Origin of the sequence: Candidatus Lariskella endosymbiont of Epinotia ramella (assembly GCF_964019805.1) — a bacterium.
Classification (GTDB): Bacteria; Pseudomonadota; Alphaproteobacteria; order Rickettsiales; family Midichloriaceae; genus Lariskella.
Genome location: NZ_OZ026472.1, coordinates 1248412 through 1264039, shown reverse-complemented (window position 1 = coordinate 1264039; position 15628 = coordinate 1248412). Strand labels below are relative to the sequence as shown.

15 protein-coding genes and 1 pseudogene are annotated in these 15628 nt (G+C 37.2%); 10 read left to right on the top strand and 6 right to left on the bottom strand.

Annotated features, from left to right (window positions below):
* Positions 1–111: 111 nt before the first annotated feature.
* From ispG to prfA, 3 genes are read right to left on the bottom strand one after another with little or no spacing between them, the layout of a single operon-like run.
* A complete protein-coding gene (gene ispG, locus AACL20_RS05425) occupies positions 112–1341 on the bottom strand; it encodes a flavodoxin-dependent (E)-4-hydroxy-3-methylbut-2-enyl-diphosphate synthase (protein WP_339051943.1) in 1230 nt (409 codons plus the stop codon).
* Between the two features lie 29 nt (positions 1342–1370).
* The gene (gpmI, locus tag AACL20_RS05420; RefSeq protein ID WP_339051942.1) at positions 1371–2999 is read right to left on the bottom strand and encodes a 2,3-bisphosphoglycerate-independent phosphoglycerate mutase; all 1629 of its coding nucleotides are present in this window, start codon (positions 2997–2999) and stop codon (positions 1371–1373) included.
* Positions 3000–3001: 2 nt separating this feature from the next.
* Positions 3002–4075 (bottom strand): peptide chain release factor 1, encoded by a 1074-nt coding sequence (gene prfA / locus AACL20_RS05415; RefSeq protein ID WP_339051941.1) that lies wholly within the window; start codon positions 4073–4075, stop codon positions 3002–3004.
* A 467-nt stretch (positions 4076–4542) separates the two neighbouring features.
* On the opposite strand from prfA, the gene AACL20_RS05410 reads away from it, so the two are divergent.
* Complete coding sequence (locus tag AACL20_RS05410) at positions 4543–5916, top strand: UDP-N-acetylmuramoyl-tripeptide--D-alanyl-D-alanine ligase (protein WP_339051940.1); 1374 nt, start codon at positions 4543–4545, stop codon at positions 5914–5916.
* A 182-nt stretch (positions 5917–6098) separates the two neighbouring features.
* Here AACL20_RS05410 and AACL20_RS05405 read toward each other — a convergent pair whose 3' ends face one another.
* A complete protein-coding gene (locus tag AACL20_RS05405; protein ID WP_339051939.1) occupies positions 6099–6482 on the bottom strand; it encodes a hypothetical protein in 384 nt (127 codons plus the stop codon).
* On the opposite strand from AACL20_RS05405, the gene AACL20_RS05400 reads away from it, so the two are divergent.
* A protein-coding gene (locus tag AACL20_RS05400) for an IS5 family transposase (RefSeq protein ID WP_339051669.1) occupies positions 6481–7301 on the top strand; the annotation gives its coding sequence in 2 pieces (ribosomal slippage) (positions 6481–6868 and positions 6868–7301; 822 coding nt in all). The two genes, AACL20_RS05405 and AACL20_RS05400, sit on opposite strands and share 2 nt — an antisense overlap.
* Here AACL20_RS05400 and AACL20_RS05395 read toward each other — a convergent pair.
* A complete protein-coding gene (locus tag AACL20_RS05395) occupies positions 7264–8067 on the bottom strand; it encodes a DUF6765 family protein (RefSeq protein WP_339051938.1) in 804 nt (267 codons plus the stop codon). The genes AACL20_RS05400 and AACL20_RS05395 overlap by 38 nt on opposite strands.
* Positions 8068–8678: 611 nt before the next feature.
* Here AACL20_RS05395 and rpmD point away from each other — a divergent pair.
* The 8 genes and pseudogenes from rpmD to AACL20_RS05355 all read left to right on the top strand — a co-directional run.
* Positions 8679–8861 (top strand): 50S ribosomal protein L30, encoded by a 183-nt coding sequence (gene rpmD, locus AACL20_RS05390; RefSeq protein ID WP_339041679.1) that lies wholly within the window; start codon positions 8679–8681, stop codon positions 8859–8861.
* Positions 8862–8890: 29 nt separating this feature from the next.
* Entirely contained in the window at positions 8891–9352 is a 462-nt protein-coding gene (gene rplO / locus AACL20_RS05385; protein WP_339051937.1) for a 50S ribosomal protein L15, read from the top strand.
* 118 nt (positions 9353–9470) lie between these two features.
* Positions 9471–10784, top strand: coding sequence for a preprotein translocase subunit SecY (secY, locus tag AACL20_RS05380; RefSeq protein WP_410519906.1), 1314 nt, complete (start codon positions 9471–9473; stop codon positions 10782–10784).
* A gap of 4 nt (positions 10785–10788) precedes the next feature.
* Positions 10789–11454, top strand: a complete 666-nt coding sequence (locus AACL20_RS05375) for an adenylate kinase (protein ID WP_339051936.1) — start codon at positions 10789–10791, stop codon at positions 11452–11454.
* A 220-nt stretch (positions 11455–11674) separates the two neighbouring features.
* Positions 11675–12052, top strand: coding sequence for a 30S ribosomal protein S13 (gene rpsM / locus AACL20_RS05370; protein WP_339041671.1), 378 nt, complete (start codon positions 11675–11677; stop codon positions 12050–12052).
* Positions 12053–12067: 15 nt separating this feature from the next.
* Positions 12068–12442: a 30S ribosomal protein S11 gene (rpsK, locus tag AACL20_RS05365; RefSeq protein WP_410519905.1), complete on the top strand. Its 375-nt coding sequence runs from the start codon at positions 12068–12070 to the stop codon at positions 12440–12442.
* A 411-nt stretch (positions 12443–12853) separates the two neighbouring features.
* A complete protein-coding gene (locus tag AACL20_RS05360; protein ID WP_339051934.1) occupies positions 12854–13879 on the top strand; it encodes a DNA-directed RNA polymerase subunit alpha in 1026 nt (341 codons plus the stop codon).
* A gap of 502 nt (positions 13880–14381) precedes the next feature.
* A pseudogene (locus tag AACL20_RS05355) lies at positions 14382–14555 on the top strand (IS982 family transposase); the annotation flags it as partial.
* Positions 14556–14751: 196 nt separating this feature from the next.
* On the opposite strand, the gene AACL20_RS05350 reads toward AACL20_RS05355, so the two are convergent.
* The gene (locus tag AACL20_RS05350) at positions 14752–15600 is read right to left on the bottom strand and encodes a hypothetical protein (protein WP_339051933.1); all 849 of its coding nucleotides are present in this window, start codon (positions 15598–15600) and stop codon (positions 14752–14754) included.
* Between the last annotated feature and the right edge of the window lie 28 nt (positions 15601–15628).

The following is a 15628-nucleotide window of genomic DNA, read 5'->3' as shown; positions in this document are numbered from 1 at the left end:
AAGATTTTTACTAACTTATAACATCTTCTTACGGATTTAAAGCGCTATTTTGACACTCTAAGTGCTATTTCATGCCTCTCCTGAGACTTTTGGCGCGTACTATCTCAAGCGCTATAATTTCTCGAACTTTTCATCAACGTAATCGCAGATTATTTTTTTAAAATCTACAATTATATTCTCTCCTCTCAAGGTTGCGATCTTTGATCCATCCACGAAAACAGGTGCAACTGGTGCTTCTCCTGTTCCTGGGAGACTGATTCCTATATTTGCATGCTTGCTTTCTCCAGGACCATTCACTATACAGCCCATAACCGCTACTTTTAGAGATTCAGCGCCTATATAACGCGTCTTCCACTCCTGCATCATTGAAATTAGAAACGATTCAACATCTGATGCTAGCTGTTGAAAATATGTGCTAGTGGTACGGCCACATCCAGGACACGCAGAAACTTCAGGAACAAATGTGCCAAGCCCTAAACTCTGAATGATTTCTCTACATAGCAAGACTTCTTGAGTTCTAGATTCGCCAGGCTTTGGTGTAATTGAAGCGCGCACTGTATCGCCTATTCCTGATTGCAGTAATATTGCAAGCGCGGCAGAAGTAGCAACAGTGCCTTTAGTGCCCATTCCAGCTTCAGTGAGACCTAAATGCAATGCATAGCTTGATAGCTTCGCAAGCTCCGTATAAACCGCAACTAGATCTTGTAGCCTGCTGACTTTCGCAGAAATTACTATTTTGCTAGGAGACATTCCGATTTTTTCTGCATGAGCAGCGCTATTTAAAGCAGAATTAACAATCGCGCTTCGCATAACACAGTCAGAAGGATCTGGCGTATTTTTTAGATTATTAGCATCCATAAGATTTGCCAGCAGATCTTGATCTAAGCTGCCCCAATTCACCCCAATCCTGATTGGCTTATCGTATTTCAAAGCCATTTCTATGATGCTTTCAAATTGCTTATCTCGTTTTGCTCCAAAGCCTACATTCCCAGGATTTATCCTGTATTTATCAAGCGCACTTGCGCAAGTGCTATATTTCTCCAGAAGGTAATGCCCATTATAATGGAAGCAGCCGACTATTGGTGCAGTTATATTTAACTCATGCAGCTTCTCTTTTATATATGGAACCGCTCTTGCAGCTTCGTCATTGTTCACTGTAATTCTAACAATATCGGAACCTGCTTCTACAAGTTCAGCAATTTGATTTGCAGTAGATGAGATATCTGCAGTATCAGTATTTGTCATGCTTTGAATAGCAATAGTATTTCCACCACCGATAATAACATTTCCGATTTTTACAGAATGCGTTTTTTTTCGATTAATTAATGGCAGTGCTACCATAATGAATACTCAAATTTTTTGTGTTCAAATTACTTGTGAGCAGAGATTATAAGACTCTTTCCAGTCATATCATTTGGCGTATCTATGCCCATCAATTGCAGTACTGTTGGAGCTATATCTTTGAGCTCTCCGTCTTTCAAAGCTATATTAGACTTCTTGCATAACTCAATTTCTGATGACGCCTGGTGCATCGCATCAATGCTAAAGGTCATATGTATATTAGAATACACGCCTTCTTTGCCCGTCTCAACTCCTACCACCTCCTCATCACAAATAGCTTCTGCAAGAGATTTATTATAATTGCCGAAATAGACTAATGGAACTTTGTTCATTGTGTGGGCAGTATGCCGCTGATTGCTAGTCTTGTCAAACATCTCTTCGGCATTGCCGTGATCTGCAGTGATGAGCAGGTGCGCCCCGTATTTTTGGGCTGCTTGCATTATTTCTCCAATACAGCTATCTATGGTTTCGCAGGCAATTTTTGTTGCTTCGAAATTTCCTGTGTGGCCTACCATATCTGCATTTGCAAAATTCACACATATGAAATCATAATAATTCTTTTGTATGTTTTCAACAACAGCATCTTTGACTTGTACTGCGGACATTTGCGGCGCTAAATCATAAGTCGCAACTTTTGGAGACGGAATTAAGACTCTATCTTCATTATTATACTCTTTTTCCCTGCCGCAGTTTAGGAAGTATGTTACATGCGCATATTTTTCCGTCTCTGCGATTCTTATTTGTCTTTTTCCTGCGCGTGCTATAACATCGCCCAAAGTGTTTTGTACGGATTCTCTAAGAAACATTGGGTTTATATATTCTGCTAGTTCATTTGAATACTGAGTCATAGATGTCATATAACGAAATGATGGATTTCTTGTATCCGCTAGCATCTTAGCAATTTGTCGCATTCTATCCGGCCTAAAATTAGCCATAAACAACGCATCATCATCACAAATTCCTTTATATTCTCGCAAGATAGCAGGGGGAATGAACTCATCGTACAGAGAATTTGCGTAACAATGCTCTATATACTCGATCGGATCTTTAAAATGAGCGTCTACCTTTCCAAGCATTGCACTAAAGTAGCGCTCTGTTCTATCGAGCCTCATATCGCGATCCATTGCAAAATATCTTCCAGAAATTGTAGATATTTCGATATTATTATCTATAAGCTTTTGTATATATCGAAGCGCGCTTCTAGGAGACGTATCCCTTCCATCTGTGATTGCATGCAGCAAAACGTTAGTTCCAGAATCTTTTAGTATACTGGCGCACGCGACTATATGATCTATATGAGAGTGCACACCACCATCTGAAATAAGACCTACTAGATGACATCGATTGCTACCGCCTTTACAATTCGCAAGCAGATTCTGAAACATAGGATTAAACATAATGGATCCATTTTCAAATGACTCACTTATGCGCACAAGATCTTGTTTTATCACCCTCCCTGCGCCAATTGTCATATGTCCGACTTCAGAATTGCCAAACTGTCCATCAGGAAGGCCTGCTGCTTTACCACTTGTGTCTATTAAGGAATGAGGCATGCTCTTAAATAGCATGTCGAAGTTTGGTGTATGTGCGGCAAATATTGCGTTATGCTGCATATTTTGTGAATAACCCCAACCATCTAGTATACAAAGTATCAACACGCCTAAAGCTCTGCTAATTTTTTGGTACAATCATCGCTAATTAATGGATCTATAATTGGATCCAACTTCCCCTCATTTAACATCTCATTCAACGAATGTACCGTAAGGTTAATTCTGTGGTCTGTGACTCTACTCTGTGGATAGTTATAAGTCCTGATCCTCTCAGAGCGATCACCACTGCCTATTTGATCTTTTCTAATCGCCGCTCTTTCACTAGCCTTCTTTGATCTTTCAGCATCATATATTCTAGCTCTGAGAATTTTGAATGCTTTAGCCTTGTTTTTGTGCTGTGATTTCTCATCTTGTTGGCATACAACTAAGCCAGTTGGAATATGTGTAATTCGAACTGCACTGTCTGTAGTATTAACGTGCTGACCACCGGCTCCGCTTGCCCTATATACATCTATTTTACAATCTTTTTCATCAATTTGAAGATCTACTTCCTCAGCTTCTGGCAGCACAGCAACAGTTGCAGCTGATGTGTGTATTCTTCCACTAGACTCCGTTTCTGGGACTCTTTGCACTCTATGTACGCCTGATTCAAATTTCAGCCTTGCAAAAACTCCCTTACCGCTAATACTAGCTGAAGCTTCTTTATACCCATCAAGACCAGTTGAGGATAAAGATAGTATTTCAAACTTCCATTTGCGCTGCTCTGCATATTTTTGATACATCCCAAACAGTACTGCAGCAAACAGTGCAGCTTCCTCACCGCCAGTTCCAGCCCTGACTTCAAGTATTACATCCTTATCATCATCAATATCCTTAGGTATCAGCATCACTTTTATCTTGTCAGACAATTTATCTATTTTTCTTTGAAGCTCATACTTTTCTTCTTTTGCTAGATCTTTAAATTCTTGGTCGTACTCATCGCTCTCCAGTATTTCAGATAACGATTTATATTCGTTGCTCGCATCATTATATTGACGTATGACAGATACTATATCATCCAACTCCGCTCTTTCTTTGCTAAGTTTAATGAATTCCTGAGAGGAGAGTTTATCACTGCTCAGCAACTTTTCTTCTGTCTGTTCATATCTTTCAAGTATCTTCAACAACTTTGCGCTAAAGTCCATATTCTCCTAATCTAAAACTCTTAACATCTTTATATTCTCGTCATACTTTTCAAAATTAGTGCCTTGTAAGAATGCTACCCATTAACACTTGCGCCTAAATTTTTCCTAGCTCTTTTTGTAGTCTAACTTTATATGTGCACAAGTAAAAATCTTCCCAAATTAATGTATGATATTTGACTCAGAAATTCATTTATACTCTAAAAAGTCATACCATTAAAAATCCGCGTGCATACACTTATGAAAGTAGTGCCTATAACAATGCCTGGCGCCATCATAGCATGATTGTAACAATTTTTATAGTGGTTATCAGAATTTTGTTGTACAATCCTCCATGCCGCTTAAATAGCAGCAAGAATTTTGTTGTTTAGTTTCTTGCTACCTTTTTATATACAGATCATTAACAGGCGCTTGGAATTATGTATGATGATATAATTTGGAACAATCTTTCTTTAAGTGCAGCGCTGACTATGGAAATAAAGGTGCCGCTAAGCGCTACTGGGATCTCAATTGATAGCCGCAAAAGTCAACGCGGTAATATATTCATAGGTATATCTGGAGAAAATTATAATGGCGGGATTTTTGCAGATGAAGCTATCGAGCGCGGTGCATCATTTGCAATTGTTGATAATGATGCAAAAAGCCATATAAAGAATCTTGATAAAATCATAGTTGTAGAAGATACGCTTTCTGCACTAAACAGAATGGCCGAACATAAGCGCTCGATTATAAGCGCAAAGGTAGTCGGCATTACAGGAAGTGTTGGAAAAACTTCAACAAAAGAAATGGCGAAAATTGCTCTGCAAGAAGATAAATTTGATGTCTTGGCAAACGCTGGGAACTTCAATAGCAAGTATGGCATGCCGCTATCCTTGGCAAGCATGCCAGATAATTTCGATTGCTGCATCCTCGAAATTGGTATGAGTGAGAAAGGTGAAATTGAAAAATTAACAAAACTTGCGCGGCCTGATGTCGCAATTATCACAGAAATAGGTCCAGCACATCTTGAATTTTTTAGTTCAGTTGAGAAAATAGCTGACGCAAAAGCTGAGATTTTCCTTGGGATGAAAAGAGATAATGGTGTTGCTGTTTTAAATGCAGACAATAAGTATTACGATAGACTAAAAAAGCATGCAGCTGCAAGTGGCCTCAAGGTAATAAGCTTCGGTAGTGCAAATTTTTGCGATCTGCAACTTATCTCAACTTCTGTAGAACGTGCCTTTACCGATATAGAGGTGATGTGCCACGGCAAGAAACTGCAATATAAGATATCTACTATTGGAGATCATTTTGTAATGAACAGCCTTGGGGTGCTTGGAGCTGCTCTTGCACTTGGCAGGGATATATCAAATGTTGCAAGTAATATGCATAAATTCTCCCCAATCAAAGGAAGAGGAGAAGTGCATTTAGTAAAAGGCGACATTATAGTAATAGATGAGTCATATAACGCAAACCCCATCTCAATGAGGGCTGCTATCTCGAGGCTTGGAAAGCACAAGAAGTCCAATAATAGACTCATAGCAGTAATGGGAGATATGAGAGAGCTAGGAGCAGGCTATATCAAGATGCATGAAGCATTGTTAGACGATATCATCAAATGCAAAATAGATAAGGTTTTCACTATTGGAGATTCTATGAGTAGTTTGTTTAGAATATTGCCAGGCAACATAAGAGGATCACACTACGTATCTTCAGAAATTGCCAAAGAAGATATAAGAAAAATTTTGATGCCAGGTGATGTTATTATGATAAAAGGTTCATTTAGCATGAATATGGCATCGATAGTTAGCAGTATTATTGGATATGAAATGATAGGCGCGCCAAAAGTCTCAGAAGCGGTATAAAATAATGTTGAGAGCGTCAAAATAGCGTTTTAAATCCATAAGAAAATATTATAATAAGCGCAAAAAACTTACGGATTTTGTGAAAGTAGTATTTGCAAGGCATAGGAAAATTAATATATCAGAAAATTAGCGCATGGCAGATCTAAGAGCTAATTTTTGTACATTTAATTTTTCGAAAAGATTTATTTGCGCAGCAAACCAATTTTTGAGGGATAGAGTAAATGATAAGCGCTATAAGCTTGCAAAAGGTTTTTGACAAACTCCAGTTGCTTTACGGCCGCAACCTGAAAGCAAAACCAATGCGTTGTTCTATAAAGCTCTGCATCACGCCACCGGTATACGTATTGCCCGATTACGCTTGTTAGCGCTTCTCTTTTCCACGCGAATTTATCATATTCCAGAATTGGACTTCCTGAATATTTGATCGCTATTTTTGAATATTCAGCAATTCTATTTCTTCTTTCTCTAGCACTAAAAAATCTCTGCGTGCAATGCGTATTCCATATTAGACCTCTTGCATAACCATATAAATTGATTAAAATCCTTGATTTTATCAAGGATAACATGAAGTTTGAAAACATCAAAGATGAATACGCAGAAGAGTTTCGCAGGCTTACTGGCATTAAACGAGGAACGTTTGAAGTTATACTAAGTATATTAAAAGAAGCTGAAGCTATTTTAAAGTCTCAAGGTGGAAAACCCAATAAATTGGCTTTAGAAGATCGATTACTCATGACGCTTGAGTACTTGCGTGAATACAGGACATATTTTCATATTTCCCGCAGTTATGGAATAAGTGAAAGTGCCTGTTATCGTAATATACGTTGGATTGAAGATACTCTAATTAAAGATAAACGATTTTCACTACCTGGACGTAAAGCATTACTAAAAAGCGATTCTGAATACGAACTTGTGTTAATTGATGCTACTGAAACACCGATAGAACGACCTAAAAAAAACAGAAGCACTTTTATTCGGGAAAAAAGAGGCGACATACTCTAAAAACTCAGCTTATTGTGGATAAAAGGAAAAAAGAAATCATTTGCACTAATTTTTCTAATGGCAAGCGTCATGATTTCAGGTTATTTAAAGAATCCGGAGTTCACATCCACCCTGAGATTAAAGTTCTTACAGATACTGGTTATCAAGGCATTGATAAGTTGCATTATAATTCAGAGTTACCAAAGAAAAAGACAAAAAAGCGACCACTAAGCAGGAAAGATAAAAAGAAAAATCGTCAATTGTCTAGTGAACGTGTTTTAAATGAAAACGTCATAGGCATGATCAAACGATTTAAAATTATCGCTGATCGTTATAGGAACAGAAGAAAACGATTCGGTTTAAGGTTTAATTTACTTGCTGGTATCTATAACTTTGAGCTTTAAATAGGTTATGCAAGAGGTCTATTGTTATTAAATCTTGTTCAATAATTTCCCATTCAAGTATGAGATTCTGCTTACTAATGTTTGGTTTCTTTACCTCAAATAGTATAGAAAATAGACTAAAAGCAGCTTCTAAAAATCTTTTATTATTATCTATTTTAGGATTCTTTAATCTTGGATCACACCATTTTCTACATAGCTCATCAGGAGCAGACATAGCGTCAGCATGTCCTATATTTGGTATTACAATAGATTTGATATCTGAAAAGCCATTAAAATCATCCATAGTTCCAGTGAAATTTTGATGTGCCCATGTGTCTAAAAATGCATGAGTTGCAATGCCTATCCAATATAAATCACCGCTTTGCAATGCAGAATACATCAATATTCTCGATGGCACGCTTCCTGCTACAGTCATCATATGGTGTTTCTTTCCATCTTTTCTATGCATATCTGTACTGTGACTTTGCGAAGAAAAACCTGGAATAAAGTGAAACGCTATATAAATTTGATGCATAATGCTTTTAGGAAGAGTAATATCATACGTTTGTGTTATCATGCTTCTATAAACAATTGCGCCGCTACCACGGCTTTTAACATATGCTTGAGCAGTGTTGTCGTCCACATATTGAGACGCATAAGCTATTATTTCCGCCTCATTTTTGTTAAAGCCTGCTTTAATATAAACTAGATATGTAACGTAATAGTGAAATTCTATATCCATTTTTTGATTGATATGTTGTGTTGTTGTGGTATAAAGAGTGGTCATCTGTCGTTATCAGGCATCACTTAGATGTTTTGCTGTTTGTGGTATTTGATGTGCTATTCACATATATGCCTCGGGCTTTGTATGTTATACGTGTGTGCTTTTTCTGAAAAGCTAGTTTTTGTTACTCTTGCTTATTATAGCTTTTGCAATTCATCTTCAGGAAGTTTGCTTCGAAGCTTGCTATGCATGTTTTGAGCCACATCTTAAGGTAACAGAGAGGATATAGAAATTTAGGCTTTGCAAGCGGACTCAGTTAGCTCGTTTTGTTTACTTATTTATGCTTGGTTTAAGTATGACGCAGATTATTTTTACATGATGTTTAATCTGTGGGTGTAGAGTTTTCTTCGAATGAAGAGTAGCCAGATGCATTTTATTACTTACTCTGTTATGTTTAAGTATCGCTGTGTCGTCTGCTAATTACGAGCTTTTCTAGTCCGTTCGTCTAGGTGGACTTGTTAAAGGGTTTGTCTTTAAAAAGCTTTGAGAGAGTAAATTTTGGAGCTATGTGCACTTTTAAGCGCATAAGTTTTTAAGGTTTGTGACTGCTTGCAGCTCTGATTTTAAATTGATATTTTGATACCTGGACTATAAATACGTGAGGTTTTATTTTTATGACGAAAAAAGGAGTGATACAAGTTAAGCAGATACGAGGCTCTATAGGATCTGTACAGGCACAAATTGCCACCTTAAAAGGGCTTGGATTGAATAAAATCAATAAAGTATCCACACTTCAGGATACTGCAGCTGTGCGTGGGATGATACAGAAAGTTAAGCATTTAGTAGCTGTGCTATAATCAATATCAAAAATAAATATGGAAAAAGTATGCTAAATATTTTAAAGGACAGCAAAGGTGCCAGAAAAAAGTCCAAGAATCTAGGGCGTGGTATAGGTTCTGGAAAAGGGAAAACTTGTGGTCGTGGTGGTAAGGGTCAAACAGCTCGTAGTGGTGTTGCATTAAACGGCTTCGAAGGTGGGCAGATGCCACTATATAGAAGAGTTCCTAAGCGTGGTTTTAATAGCTTAAATAAGTTGCGTTATCAGGTTGTGACTCTTGCTGCAATCGATAGACTTATAGAAGATAAGCGTATTGATTCTTCTTTTGTGACATTTGAATCTTTAAAAGGTGTTGGGCTTGTTAAGGGCCATGACACAAAAATTAAGGTGCTTGCTAGTAAAGATCTCAAAAATTTACCTATGAAGATAGAATTGCATGCTATTTCTAAGAGCGCTCTAGATGCGATAGAAAAGAACGGTGGCAGCGTTGTAATTTTGGGAACAAAATAGCTTAAGATCTGACATTACATCTGCTTCTTATATTCAGTATGCCAGAAGTAGTTTTATGATGTCTGATGGTTTTGTAGTTTGCTTTTTAGTATTTTTAATAATTACTTGATATTTGTTGATGCTAGCACCGAATTTAAATCCTACGTCCAGTGCACTTGGGGCTTTAGGCAAAAAGTTTTTGATGGTTTTTTTTATACTTGTGGTATACAGGGTAGGTACTTATATACCGCTACCAAGTGTTGATTCTGCTGCATTATCTGAAACTTTTAACGGCCATGTAGGTGGTATACTTGGTATGTTTAATATGTTTACAGGTGGTGCGCTTGGCAGGATGTCCATATTTGCGCTCAACATCATGCCGTATATTACGGCTTCGATAGTAATGCAGCTTCTTTCTGCTGTTTCTCCCTCACTTGCAAACCTTAAAAAAGAAGGGGAATCTGGTAGAAAAAAGGTGAATCAATATACAAGATATTTAACTATCTTGTTATCTATTTTTCAAGGATATGGTGTAGTTGTTGGAATAGGCAATGCAGGAGCGTCTGTCCAGGGAATTTCTAGTGTTTACCTTATATTCATATCTATTATCACACTGACTGCAGGTACAGTCTTTGTGATGTGGCTTGGTGATTGTATAACACACCAAAGCCTCGGAAATGGCGCTTCTTTCATAATATTTACTGGGATAGTTGCTGAGTTGCCATCCGCACTCGTTTCGCTCTTTGAGATGGGCAAGGTTGGCTCTCTTTCTGTTTTTGTGCTTATTCTTTTGTTGGTCATGATGGCCTGCATCATAGGCTTTATAGTGCTCATGGAGAAGGCTCAAAGACGGTTGTCTGTGCAATATCCAAGGCGTCAAGTGGGAAATAAGATATTCGGAGGAGAATCCACACATCTGCCATTGAAACTAAATGTATCTGGCGTCATTTCTCCAATATTTGCAAGCGCTATACTTCTATTTCCAACGACTATCATTAGTTTTTTAGGTTATAATAATGATAGCGCCATCCACCAGTTCATAGCAAGCAACATGGTGCATGGTAAAATACTATACATGCTTCTATACTTAGCTTGTATAGTATTCTTCTGCTTTTTCTATACATCTATAGTTTTTAATCCTGTAGAGACTGCTGATAACTTGAAGAAAGCTGGAGCTGTGATACTTGGTAGAAGGCCTGGCAAGAATACTGCTGACTACTTAGATCATGTTCTAACCAGAATAACTGTCATAGGTGCCGGTTACATAGCTTGTGTTTGTATAATACCGGAACTTATTATGTCCAGATATTCAGTCCCATTTTACCTAAGCGGCACTAGCCTTTTGATTGTAGTGAATGTTGTCATAGAGCTTTTTACTAATGTACAAACACATATTATCAGCAATCAATATCATGGATTACTGAAGAATAATAAAATGATTAAAAGAGTGTAGATGTATGCGGTTCATTCTTTTAGGTGCTCCCGGAGTAGGGAAGGGAACACAAGCGGCAATGCTTGCAGAGCATTATGGACTCGTATCATTGTCTACCGGTGAGATGTTAAGGCAAGCTGTGGATTCAAATACTGAGCTTGGTACAAAGGTTAAAAGTGTGATAGAATCTGGACACTTAGTTGATGACTACATAGTGGAACAGATAGTCAAAGAAAGGCTTATGCAAAAAGATTGTGGTAATGGATTCATTATTGATGGGTTTCCTCGTACTGTATCACAAGCTGTTGCGCTTGATGATATATTAAAGCGGCTACATAAAGATGACGTATATGTCATCTTTATTGATATGACAGAAGATGACTTAAGAAATAGGCTACGAGGAAGAATATTGTGCGCGCAGTGCAAGTCTGTTTACAACACTTTATTCTTCAAAGCTGAAGAAGAAAATATTTGTCCTAGTTGTGGTTCACGTGAATTTGTACATAGACCTGACGACGATGATGATGCAGTTCATAGGCGTTTCGTAGCATATCGTGAGAAAACAGCACCTGTTGTCGATTTTTACTCGAAACATCCAGGGTTTATAAGAGTGAATGGTGCACTGAGTATGGAGCAAGTTTTTAGGTCTATAGTTGATAGGATATCAAAAGTGATGTTGACTTTTGTGTAAAATTTAATACTATTGTGGACTGTTGGAGGATTGGGGTTGCTGAGCTGTTTTATTATAGCCTTGGTTTAATCCACCTTTAGTGCTTTGCTACAGGCAGGTATTTAGAGGCGGCAGCATTCTTTTGTCCATTCTCTTTTGCTTCTTGTATTTTTGCAGTTGCGAGAGGCTTGCGTTATGGTTGTTTAATTTTATTCTAGAATGCGAAGAGTGAGGTGTTAGAGTGGCGCGTATTGCGGGTGTAAATATTCCAGCTAGTAAAAGGGTAGAGATTGCGCTGACATATATATATGGAATAGGTCGGTTTTCTGCTCTTAATATATGCAGTAAGGCCAATGTGGACTTTAGTAAGAGAGTACATAGTCTATCTGAGGATGAAGTCAGTAGATTAAGAGAAGTGATAGATTCTGCTTATGTTGTTGAGGGCGATTTGAGGCGTGAGGTCTCTGTAAACATAAAAAACCTGATTGACATGAAATGTTATAGAGGGATGAGACATGTTAGAAAATTGCCAGTAAGAGGGCAAAGAACTCATACTAATGCTAGAACTAGAAAAGGTAAAGCTATTGCAATAGCTGGCAAAAAAAAGGTGACTAAGTAGTAATTTATGGCAGTTATGAAATCAAATAATAAAAAGAAAAAAAATGTTGCTGTCGGGGTTGCTTGCGTGTCAGCTACTTTTAATAACACCATAGTTAGTATAACTGATTCTTATGGAGATGTTTTGGCTTGGGCGTCTGCTGGGAATAGTGGTTTTAAAGGTTCTAGAAAGTCCACACCTTATGCTGCGCAGGTTACAGCTGATAAGGCTGCGAAAGCTGCTATGGAATTTGGGCTCAAGACTGTTTCAGTTAAGATGAAGGGACCTGGTGCTGGTAGAGAATCTGCTGTACGTGCTTTGGCTGCAGCTGGGCTTAACATTACAGCGATAAAAGATATAACACCTGTTCCACATAACGGTTGTAGACCTCCAAAAAGGCGTAGGGTTTAATCACTCAAATTCTAGATGAGTGATTGTACTTTGAGCCTTAGTTTATGGAACGCCTTATTATCTATAAGCTTACTATTTGAGAAGCATTTTGACAGAATTTGTAACTCATAATTACATGCTTCTGTTTATTGTTAGATATAATTTGTATAGTTGAGGCTATACTTAACTACCTTATGCATTCTCTTTATGTAAGTCTTGTTGTGTATTTGTCTTGATTGATGGTGTGTTGTGGAAATTTCATTTAAGTGTCTAGCTTATAATGATGGAAGTGGAACTGTATTGCTCAGCTGTGATACTTATCCTTTAGCTTATTCCATCATAGCCTTAGCTCTAGTTGCTTTCGGAGTGTTTTTACACCGTTACACGATATGAACACGCAAATGAATATAAATAACTTGCAAAGAGGAGAAAGTGGAAAAAGCTAATAAAGTCTTATCTACCAACTGGACATCGTTGGTTAGGCCTGCTGAGTATTTTTTAAATAGTATAGATCAAAATACTGCTGTATTTCGTGTCGAACCACTCGAGAGAGGTTTCGGCGTTACGCTTGGTAATACGCTACGTAGGATTATGTTATCTTCATTGCAGGGCGTAGCAATAGCTGCTGTTCAAATTGAAGGTGTCAGCCATGAATTTTCGACTATCCCTGGAGTAAGAGAAGATGTTACAGAAATAGTTCTAAACCTAAAGTCTGTTTTTATAAGATATCATGGTTATCAAAATAAAAGAGTGACACTTTCTGCCACTGGTCCTGCTGTTGTGACTGCTGGAATGATAAAAGTGGTTGATGATATGGAAATCATGAACCCTGATTTTGTAATATGTCATTTGGACAGTAATGCTACACTTAATATGGAGCTTATAATTGCTGTTGGAAAAGGCTATGTTACCGCATCTGAGCAGCTGGAAGATGACAAGGTTGTGATCGGTTTAATACCCATAGATGCTATATTTTCTCCTGTACGCCGTGTTGCTTATAAAGTTGAAAACAGTCGTGTTGGAGCAAAAACCGAATTTGATAGACTATTTCTAACTATCGAAACAAATGGTACACTAACGCCAGATACCGCTCTTGCGCTGGCTGCTAAGATCATGCAAGATCAATTGCAAATCTTTGTTAACTTCACCGAAGTAGAACAACTGAAAGAGCCGGAAGAATCAGCTCTTCCTTTCGATCCTATACTATTGCGTAAAGTTGCGGACCTTGAATTGACTGTGCGTTCGGCTAATTGTCTCAAAAGTGCTTGTATAAAATATATAGGCGATCTAGTGACTAGAAGTGAAGCGGCTATGCTACAAACTCCAAATTTCGGAAGAAAATCACTCAATGAAATAAAAGAGGTTTTGGCTTCAATGCATTTGCGTTTTGGTATGGATATTCCTTCTTGGCCACCCGAAAACTTGGATGAACTAATTTCTAAGTGTGAAGAAAGTTAAGCTATAACATTATTTCATAAATATAGTGTGTATTTAACTTACGTACATGCAAAGTCATACTTTATAGTATTTTCCCAATTGATTAATAAATGATATATAAGATATAAAAGGTATTAATATATTATTCGATATGGGGCGTTATTATTCTATAGATTTAAGAAAGAAGGTCATATCTTATATTATCGCGAGGAAGTAGCTATTGTGTTTGATGTAGGTGCTGATACTGTTTATTGTGGTATGCGTAGCAATAGGATTAGATCGTTTTGCGCGCACTATAAAAGTCTCGAAAGTGCGCATGAAATGGTGCTTGGAGCGCGAAAATAGTGCTTTAAATCCGTAAGGAAATGTTATAAAAGACCAAAAAACTTTACGGCTTTTGTGAAAGCAGTGTTTGCAGGGCATATGAGTAATAATATATAAAAAAATTAGTGCAGGGGTGAATCCTGAGCTAATTCTTGCACATTTAACTTCTCCACAAAAATATTTTTGGCGGATGGACTTTTTAAACAAGCGTAGCTTTATTGAGACAGCTATAGAATAACTGAAGAATATCTGTCATATACAGCACACAAGACGTAAATCCACAACTAATTTCTTAGCAAACCTATTTGCTGGAATCATTGCTTATACTTTAAAAACAAACAAACCAGCAGCATGGAAAAATATAGCCAATTAACTATAAAATAGTTATAAAAGAAGGAAAAAGGAAATGTTAAAAAGATGTCGTATTCATTAGATTTTCGTCTAAAAATTGCTCAATTGATGAACTGTTCTCTATAATTATTTTATAGTTAGTTGGCCATAAAATAATAAACTTAGCTCTTATATCAAACTGAGGTTATTCATCCAACAAAGCTAACAAAAGATTCAGCTTAGAGTTCAGAGTTGTGGAGCGTATCATTTGTATTACTATGCTCAATAACAGATCCGCTATTAAATTCATCCAGTAAGTGATCTTGCAAAGTCTGATCCACCTCTTCTGATCTTTCATCTATAACATTGTTATGAGATATATTTGATTCCTTTATGGCACTATAAGATTGCAGCACTTCAGCTAATAATAATTCTTCTTCATCATTTAGGATATAAGATTCTTGAGTAATGTTATTATCTAGTAAAGCTTGGGATATTAATTCCTCTTCTTCAGTATTAAGATTATTATAAGTTAGAGTTAACTCATGAATGGAAGTGCCTTTCACAATCTCCACTACTGCTTTTGCTCCATCGTAGCTCATATTGCAAGCATCGAAAAATATTCCTACTATGTTGGAATTATATTTCGATGCACTAGCTACGGCTTTTGCTCCTTCATCGCCAATATTGTTCAAACTAAGAAACAACTCGCCAATATCAATATTATTTTTCACAGCTTCAGCTATTGCTTTTGCTCCCTTAGGACCAATGTTGTTTTTAGATAGGTCCAACGCCGTTATAGAAAGAAAAGTATTGTATTTTAATGCCTCAGCTATTGCCTTTGCTCCTTCGTCACCAATGTTGTTCACACCAAGCATTAAAATTTTCACACCAATATTATCTTTCAAAACCTCAGCTATTGCTTTTGCTCCCTCAGGACCAATATTGTTTTTAGATAAAAATAACCCTGTAATAGCAGAATTATTCTTTAAAGCTTGAGCTAGTTTTTCTTTTACTCCTTCATCTCCAAGATATTGATTAGATAGATTATAATGGCCCCAAGAAACGAACCAGAAAAAATAAAACAACCGATTTTTTGATAGTAAAATGAATCAA

Excerpts from the sequence above, each read along its gene's own strand:
- rpsK (WP_410519905.1), top strand. The coding sequence starts at position 12,068 with ATGAAATCAAATAATAAAAAGAAAAAAAATGTTGCTGTCGGGGTTGCT.
- AACL20_RS05375 (WP_339051936.1), top strand. The coding sequence starts at position 10,789 with ATGCGGTTCATTCTTTTAGGTGCTCCCGGAGTAGGGAAGGGAACACAA.
- rplO (WP_339051937.1), top strand. The coding sequence starts at position 8,891 with ATGCTAAATATTTTAAAGGACAGCAAAGGTGCCAGAAAAAAGTCCAAG.
- AACL20_RS05395 (WP_339051938.1), bottom strand. The coding sequence starts at position 8,067 with ATGACCACTCTTTATACCACAACAACACAACATATCAATCAAAAAATG.
- ispG (WP_339051943.1), bottom strand. The coding sequence starts at position 1,341 with ATGGTAGCACTGCCATTAATTAATCGAAAAAAAACGCATTCTGTAAAA.
- prfA (WP_339051941.1), bottom strand. The coding sequence starts at position 4,075 with ATGGACTTTAGCGCAAAGTTGTTGAAGATACTTGAAAGATATGAACAG.
- AACL20_RS05410 (WP_339051940.1), top strand. The coding sequence starts at position 4,543 with ATGGAAATAAAGGTGCCGCTAAGCGCTACTGGGATCTCAATTGATAGC.
- rpmD (WP_339041679.1), top strand. The coding sequence starts at position 8,679 with ATGACGAAAAAAGGAGTGATACAAGTTAAGCAGATACGAGGCTCTATA.
- AACL20_RS05405 (WP_339051939.1), bottom strand. The coding sequence starts at position 6,482 with ATGTTATCCTTGATAAAATCAAGGATTTTAATCAATTTATATGGTTAT.
- secY (WP_410519906.1), top strand. The coding sequence starts at position 9,471 with ATGCTAGCACCGAATTTAAATCCTACGTCCAGTGCACTTGGGGCTTTA.